2 protein-coding genes are annotated in these 2,919 nt (G+C 67.2%); one reads left to right on the forward strand and one right to left on the reverse strand.

Features of this window, described 5'->3' with window-relative positions; translation table 11 throughout:
- Window positions 1-1,534 (forward strand): alpha-amylase family glycosyl hydrolase (locus H6B51_RS16745; RefSeq protein ID WP_470382170.1); only part of this gene is annotated, 1,534 nt, incomplete at its 5' end.
- 132 nt (window positions 1,535-1,666) lie between these two features.
- Here H6B51_RS16745 and H6B51_RS16750 read toward each other — a convergent pair.
- A partial coding sequence (locus H6B51_RS16750) for a hypothetical protein (RefSeq protein WP_204884736.1) occupies window positions 1,667-2,919 on the reverse strand: 1,253 nt, incomplete at its 5' end.

Here is a 2,919-nt window from a genome sequence, read left to right on the forward strand (position 1 = left end):
CCCCAAGGCCGCTCCGGCCAGCGTCCAGGCTCCCACCCCCCAGGCCACCCCCGCCCCCAGGGCAGAGAGCCCCTTTGACCTCCGTCTGGCCGGTGGGAAGGCCGAGCTGGAGGCGCTGTACCGTTCCCTGTTCCATGGGAATCTGGCCGCCTGGGACAAGCTGCTCTCCCTGCTGGAGGATGGCTTTGAGGCCCGCCCCGCCGACCTGAAGCAGCTGGATGAGCGGCGGGCCGCCGAGCCCCGGTGGTATACCCGCCGGGACCTGCTGGCCATGGATGTGGACCCGGCGGCCTTCGCCGGCTGCCCCGACGCCATGGCGGAGCGGCTGGACTATCTGACCGAGTGCGGCGTCAACTTCCTCCACGTGTCCGGCTGCGCCAGGGAGGCCCTGGCCGCCCTGGCCCAGCCCTGCCGGGTGCGGGACATCCTGCTGTGCGTCAACCTGTGCGCCGGCTACCTGGCCCAGCCCGCCGCCGACAGCTTCCACAGCTGGGTGGAGAAGCTGTTGGCCCGGGCAAACAGCGGGGCGGACGCCCTTTGCCTGGGCGGCCTGTCCCACCTTTCCCTGGATATGGTGCGGCTGGTGCGGCTGATCTGCGACCTGGTGTGCCCCGGCCTGCTGCTGATGGGCCAGGCCCCCGCCGCCTTCTTCGGCTCCCAGGACAAGCCCCTGTGCCACCTGCTGTGCCGGGGGGAGGACGATACCCTGTGGCACACCCTGGCCACCGGGGACGTGGCCCTGCTGCGGCGTGAGACCGACCTGACCTGCGGCCAGCCCAAGGAGCAGGTGTGGCTCAACCGCCTGCGGGGGGAGAACGGCCTGGGCTGGGCCCTGGACTACGACTGGCTCCACACCCACACCGGCGCCAGCCAGGACGGCCACCGGCAGTACCTCACCCAGTTCTTTACCGGCCAGTTCCCTGGCAGCGACAGCCGGGCCGAGCTGTGCAAGGAGGGCCGGGTGTGCGGCACCACCGCCTCCCTGTGCGGGGTGGAGGCCGCCGACTATGAGCGCAACGACACCAAGCTGGCCCAGGCCATCGCCCGGGATCAGCTGATCCACGCCTGGCTGTTCACCCAGAGCGGTCTGCCCATGCTGCGCTCCGGCGACGAGATCGGCCAGCTCAACGACTACGCCTTCCGCCAGGACAGCGCCAACGGGGACGACGCCCGCAACCTGTTCCGGGGCCCCTTCCCCTGGGACCAGGCCGAGGCCCGGAAGAACGGCGACAGCCGCCAGGCCAGGCAGTTCCACGGCCTGCGCCGCCTGGAGCAGCTGCGCGCCGCCGAGCCCGCCTTTGACCTCCGGGCCGACGTGTGGACCTTCGATACCGGCAACCCCCACGTGCTGGGCCTGGGCCGGTGGTACGAGGGCCGCAAGCTGGTGGCCCTGTTCAACTTCAGCGGGGACTTCGTCACCGCCTCCTCCCCCGAGGCCGGCGCCTTTGAGGAGCTGATCTACGGCGGCCACTACGACGAGCTGGGCCATGTGGAGCTCTACCCCTACGGCTTTGTGTGGCTCCTCCAGCACTGAGCCGTTCCAGAAACAAAATGGGACTGCTGCGAATTGACGCAGCAGTCCCATTTTTTATATCCCATGGCCGAGGCAGTCCCCGGCCTTCCAGGTATCACACGGAAGCCATCCCGCTCCACGCTGTCCTTTCGCTCAGGCCACCGGCTCACCCTGTTCGTCCGCGAAGCGGAACGTGCCCCGGGCGTCCACAAAGCCCCCGCAGTCATCCGCCTTGCCGGCCTTCCCCAGCGCCTCCCGCCGGCGGCGGATCAGGTCGGTATAGAAGCTCCGGTATTCCTCCCGCAGATTGTCTTTCCGCTGCCACATGGCCTCCTCCACCTCCATCCGGGCGGTGTTGTCCGGCCCGGCGGGGCCGTATTTCTGGTCCAGCATCTTGGAAAACAGGCCCAGATACTCCTCCCGCTCCATGCGCTCCACCTTGGTCACCTGCTCCAGGGAGGCCGACAGGTCCAGGGTCACATTGCCCTGAGCAAACTGGGTGAACAGGGTGTTGTACAGGGTGTCGTTGGCGTGGGGCTTGTATTCGGTGCTCATGTGCTGGGCTCCCCCGTCCTTGAGCTTGCTGAAGGAGGCCTCCTTGTCAAAGGAGCACAGGTGATTGTCCGTCCGGTGGAGGAAGTTCTCTCCCTTGGTGTCGAAGTTGCACAGCAGCCAGTCCAGGGTGTGCTCCCGCAGGATCTCCTTTTTCATGTCGGCGGGGATATTGTCCTGGGGATCGGTCTGCCAGGAGAACAGGTCCACCTGCTGCTCCCCGCCGATGGTCTCGATCTTCTCCTGAAAGGAGCCCAGCACCTTGCCGTCCTTCACGGCGGCGTAGGCCGGGATGGAGTAGGGCCCGCAGATCTTGTCCTGGAGGGCGGCGGCGGCCTCGGTGACCAGAGCCCCCTCCGGCTTGTACATACCGATGCAGTTGGTGGCCTCTTTGAAGAGATACTGCTTGTAGCCCACCACCTGCCCGTCCCGCAGGATGGGGCTGGAGCGGTCCTCAAAGATGTACATGGGCTTGGTGCCGCCGAAAAAGGCCCGGCCCACGTTGACCAGCGTCTGGCCGGCGGGCAGAGTCCAGGTGGCGTCCTCATGGGAGAGGGGATTGTCCTTCCGAAAGATCTTTTTCAGCCGGTCATAGTGGCCGTGGCGGGTCAGGGTGGCCTCCTCCCGCTTTTTCTCCTCCCCCTCCGGCATTCGGGCCACCTTCAGTTTGCGGCGCAGCTTGTTGGCCTTTAGCTCCTGCTTCTCCTTTACCGCCATGGCCTTTTTCCGCTGGACGGAGCCCAGGGGCAAACTCCGGGCGTACTCCCCGGCCAGCCGGGCCCGCTCCACCTGGGCCCTGTGTCTGACCTCCATCTCCTGGATGGGGGTACCGCCTTCAACCTCCTTCAGGCCGG

It is taken from the genome of Pseudoflavonifractor phocaeensis (assembly GCF_016901955.1).
In the GTDB taxonomy this organism is placed as follows: Bacteria; Bacillota; Clostridia; order Oscillospirales; family Oscillospiraceae; genus Flavonifractor; species Flavonifractor phocaeensis_A.